This window comes from Pyxidicoccus fallax (assembly GCF_012933655.1).
In the GTDB taxonomy this organism is placed as follows: Bacteria; Myxococcota; Myxococcia; order Myxococcales; family Myxococcaceae; genus Myxococcus; species Myxococcus fallax.
In genome coordinates this window covers 1-4,415 of sequence record NZ_JABBJJ010000576.1, presented here as the reverse complement: position 1 = coordinate 4,415, position 4,415 = coordinate 1, and the positions used below count along the sequence as shown (strand labels likewise).

Sequence of the window (4,415 nt, the reverse complement as noted above, 5' to 3'; positions counted from 1 at the left end):
GGCCAGTAGTCCCCGGCCGTCCCGTCCCATCCCCCCACCGGACAACGGTGGGGGACACGGAAGCGTTGCCACGCGGGGTCCACGGTCGTAAGACCTGGACCCCGTGTCCGCTCCCGACCCTCGGAAAGATCCCCGCTTCCGCCGCTTTCGTGGTGGCGCGTACGGGGTGTACATCCTCCTCACCACCATCTTCTCCGTCTGGATTCTCTGGAGCGTGGCCCGCTCCGTGGCCGCCATGACGCCGGAGCGGCCGCCCAACGCGGCCGAGCTGCTCACCTTCCGCGAATGCCTGGATGGCGCGCAGGCGCTGTGGAAGGAACTGGAGTCGGGGCGCGAGAAGCTGGTGCGCGTGCAGCCCGCGCGGGACGTGGACCGCGAGTGGATGCGCTTCCGGACAGAGTGGCTCGAGCGGCTGCGCCAGCGCGAGTCCATGTGCGGCCTCGAGTCCCGTGAGCGCGAGCGCCTGCGCGCGGTGTACCGCCGCCTGGAGACGGTGCAGGACCTCTACACCATCCACGCCGTGCAGTACGCGGGCGAGGTGGGCGGCGCGGTGGACGCGCTGCACGCCGCCTTCGCCACCGCGCGCCAGGACCCGGGCGCCGGCCGGCTGCCCTGAGCGTCAGCGCACCGGTATCAGCGCCTTGTAGCGGCCCAGGTGGTCCGACACCGTCTGGGACAGCAGCACGGACATGGGCCGGCCCTCCAGCGTCACCGCCCGGTAGAAGCGGATGGAGGCGTAGGGCAGGGCCTCGGAGCCGTCCGTCACCCTTCCGGAGAGGGTGCGGCCGCGCTGCAGGTTGAAGGTCGCCAGCCGCTGCACCGTGGCGTCCTCGCCGGGCAGCACGGTGATGACGCGGGTGACGCGCGGCAGGTTCTCCGCCGGCAGGAAGTCCACGCGGTAGACGGCCGGGTCCAACCGCAGCCGCCACAGGCCCTCGTCGTCGGTGGCGCCCAGCGCCTCGCCGCCGCCGGGGGGGCGGGGCCAGCCGGGAATCTCCGCGATGGGCTCCACCGCCACGCGCACGCCGGGCGCGGGGTGGGTGCCGCTGGGCAGGAGGATGGTGCCCTCGACGATGCGCCGGTCCGGACAGACGACGTCCGGCAGCACGGCGCCGGTGCGCGGCACCTCCACGGGCTGCACGGTGAGGCCCGCGGTGGCGCCCAGGGGAGGCACCACCACCAGCGACAGCGTGTCTCCCGGCGCGGACGGGAGGGTGTCCACCGCGAAGCGCCCCTCGGGGCTGGTGGTGGCCAGCGGGCCGTGGAACGTGCCGCCTCCGCCCACCCGCCCGCGCAGCGCCACGGTGGCGCCCGGCACCGGCCGGCCGTCCAGGCCCACCACCCGGCCCGTCACGCGCACCGGCGCGCCGAAGTCGCCCAGCTCCAGCGGCTGCGTGAGCGGCGCGCGCGGGTCCACCGTGAAGGTCTTCTGCGGCACCCAGGGCGCCTCGCCCATGGCCGTCACCCGCACCAGGATGGCGGGGCGCCGCGCCGCCTCGCGGGGCATGACGAGCGTGAAGTCCCCCGTGCCCCGCGTCACCGGCACGCGCTGGGACAGCGGCGTCGAGTCCGTGTCCAGCGCCTGGACGCGCAGGTCCGCGTCCACCAGCACCTGGCCCTGGCTCGACACCCGGCCGCTCAGCCGCACCACCGCGTCCGGCGCGGGCAGCACCAGCTCCAGCGGCACCTGGGCGCCGGGCTCCACGACGCTGGCGCCTCGCACCGGTGGCACCTGCGAATCCTCGGCCGTCAGCGTCACCGTGTAGTCGCCCGTGCCCACCGGCAGCTCCCAGCCGCCGTTGATGGGCACCAGCTCCGCCTCGTACCAGCGCGACACGCCCGGCAAGAGCAGGCTCTCGCCCTCGGCGCGCAGGTGCAGGGGCTCCGAGTACGGCCGCATGACGGTGCCGCCGTCCGGAGCCGGCAGCGACGTGGCACGCACCACCCGGCCCCGCACGTGGGCGGGGTCGAAGAGCTCCAGGTTCAGCTCCGGCCGCACCCGGTCCACCCGGAAGTCCTGAGCATGCTGGCGGGCGTGCGGGTTGGGCGTCACCTCCACGACGATGTCCCGCCCCGGGTCGCCACACCCGTCCGGGAAGCACACCTCGTTCACCGCGCACTCGGCATCCGAGCGGCACACGAGCTGGCTCGGGTCCGGCTCCTCCTCCAGCAGGGCGCACCCGGCGCCCCACAGCGCCGCCAGGAGCGCCAGCGCCACCAGGCGCGGACTCACCGGCAGTCCCCCTGCACGGTATTCACCACCCACGAGTACGTGACGATGAAGCCCGGGTCCTCGATGAAGGTGCCGTCCGGCATCGGCACGGTTCTCGGCTCCACCACCCGGTCATTCACCGACCAGTCGCTGACGAGCGCCTCCACCAGGTGCGTGCCCGGCGTGCCCAGGGGGCTGTTGGCGGACGACAGGCTGATGAGCAGCGAGCCCCGGTCCGAGCGCAGCGGGTCCTGGGTGATGTTGGACAGGTCGTATTGCCGGTAGGGGCCCGACGGGTCCTGCGGGTTGTAGTCCAGGTACCAGAGCACCTTGAGGCGGTCGTCCAGGTCGGGGTCCTCGGCCACCACCTCGAAGGTGAGGTCGCACTGGTGGGCGCCGAAGTCGGAGATGACGCGCTGCTGGGGCGACACGAGGCTCTCGATGATGCGCGGCGGCCGGTTCTTCTGCCCGGGCACGCCCGCCATCATCGTGTCGTCCTGGGGGATGAGGCAGCCGGTCGCCGCGCAGGCGGCCACCACCACCAGCGCCGTCCACCCGTATCGCCGAGTCGTGCCGTCCATCGTCCGTGCGGGCCGCCCGCCTAGAGCAGCTCGTCTCCCTCCTCCGGGGGCAGGGGCCGGCCCGACTTCTCCGCCTCCAGCTTCTCCAGGTGGCGGAAGATGGTACGCGGATCCACGCCCAGGTCCTTGGCCGTCTTGGTGCGGTTGCCGTTGTTCCGCGCCAGCACCTCGTTGATGTAACGCTTCTGGAATTCTTCCTTGGCCTGGAGCAGCGGCATGATGGGCTCCAGGTTCTCCGGCTTGAGGTCCAGGTCGTCCGGGCCGAGCAGCGGCTTGTCCGCGAGCACCACCGCCTTCTTCAGCCGGTTCTCCAGCTCGCGGATGTTCCCGGGCCAGCCGTACTTGCGCATGGAGACGGTGGCGGACGGGGTGAAGCCGCGGGCCTTGGAGTTGAACTCGCGGGCGTACTTCTGGAGGAAGAAGCGGCCCAGCACCACCACGTCCTCGCCGCGCTCGCGCAGCGGGGGCAGCTTCAGGGTGACGACGTTGAGGCGGTAGTAGAGGTCCTCGCGGAAGGTGTTCTTCTTCACCTCGTCCTCGAGAACCTTGTTGGTGGCGGCCACCACGCGGATGTCCACCGGCTCGCCGCGGTTGTCGCCCACCTTGTAGACGACCTTCTCCTGGAGCGCGCGCAACAGCTTCACCTGGAGCTGCAGGGGCATCTCGCCAATCTCGTCGAGGAACAGCGTGCCGCCGATGGCCGCCTGGAACTTGCCGCCCTTGGTGGCCACCGCGCCGGTGAAGGCGCCCTTCACGTGGCCGAACAGCTCGCTCTCCAGGAGGTTCTCTGGAATCGCGCCGCAGTTGATGGTGATGAAGGGGCCCTTGGTGCGCGGCGAGCGGCGGTGGATTTCGCGGGCGATGAGCTCCTTGCCGGTGCCCGTCTCGCCGGTGATGAGCACGGAGATGTCCGTGGGGGCAATCTTGTCGATGCGCTTGTACACGTCGCGCATGCCCTGGCACGCGCCGACGATGTCGCCGTAGCGCTGGTCCTCCAGCTTGCGGCGCAGCTCGGTGTTGTCCAGCTTGAGGTCGTTCACCAGCATCGCGTTCTGCAGGATGAGGGACGCCTGCGCCGCGAAGATGGTGAGCATGTCCGCGCTCTTGGGCTCGAACCGGTTCACCAGCCGGTCATTGCCCACGTAGATGACGCCGAACAAATCCCCCTTGTGCATGAGCGGCACGCACATGACGGAGTGCACGCGGAGGTTGACCACCGACTCGCTCTTGTTGAACTCCGGCGAGTCGAGCGCGTCCGCCACGATGAGCGGCTTCTGCTCCTTCACCACCTTGGCGATGATGGAGTCGGAGATGCGGTCCTTCTCCACCGCGTCCTCGATGTTCTCCCGGGACACGTTGCGCGCCACCCGCACGCGTGGCTCGCCGCTCTCCATGAGGATGAGGAAGCCCTTGTCGGCGCGCGTCACCTCGATGGCCTCGTCCATGAGGCTCTCCAGGATGCGCTCCACGTCGTAGATGCCCAGCAGGCGCTCGCTGAAGGCGGTGAGCCGGCGCAGCAGGAGCAGCTCGCGGCCGGGCACGCCGGGCAATTCCGCGGTGTGCGAGTCCGGGTTGGAGGTGCGCACCGTCTCGCGGGGCGGAGCGGCGGGCGGCGGGGGCGG

Annotated in this window: 4 protein-coding genes; 1 reads left to right on the top strand and 3 read right to left on the bottom strand. The window is 71.3% G+C overall.

Features of this window, described 5'->3' with window-relative positions; all coding sequences use genetic code 11:
* Window positions 1–103: 103 nt before the first annotated feature.
* Window positions 104–616 carry a hypothetical protein gene (locus tag HG543_RS51885; RefSeq protein ID WP_171819147.1) on the top strand — a complete coding sequence of 171 codons (513 nt, stop codon included), beginning with the start codon at window positions 104–106 and terminating at the stop codon, window positions 614–616.
* Between the two features lie 3 nt (window positions 617–619).
* Here the strand turns inward: HG543_RS51885 and HG543_RS51880 are convergent, their stop codons facing one another.
* From HG543_RS51880 to HG543_RS51870, 3 genes are all read right to left on the bottom strand, one after another.
* Entirely contained in the window at window positions 620–2,233 is a 1,614-nt protein-coding gene (locus tag HG543_RS51880; RefSeq protein ID WP_343073656.1) for a carboxypeptidase-like regulatory domain-containing protein, read from the bottom strand.
* The gene (locus HG543_RS51875; RefSeq protein ID WP_169352402.1) at window positions 2,230–2,793 is read right to left on the bottom strand and encodes a hypothetical protein; all 564 of its coding nucleotides are present in this window, start codon (window positions 2,791–2,793) and stop codon (window positions 2,230–2,232) included. Before HG543_RS51875 ends, HG543_RS51880 begins: the two co-directional genes overlap by 4 nt.
* A gap of 20 nt (window positions 2,794–2,813) precedes the next feature.
* Window positions 2,814–4,415, bottom strand: a 1,602-nt coding sequence (locus HG543_RS51870; protein WP_169352401.1) for a sigma-54 interaction domain-containing protein, incomplete at its 5' end; no start/stop codon positions are given.

Coding starts and splice junctions, on each gene's coding strand:
- HG543_RS51875 (WP_169352402.1), bottom strand. CDS start 2,793: ATGGACGGCACGACTCGGCGATACGGGTGGACGGCGCTGGTGGTGGTG.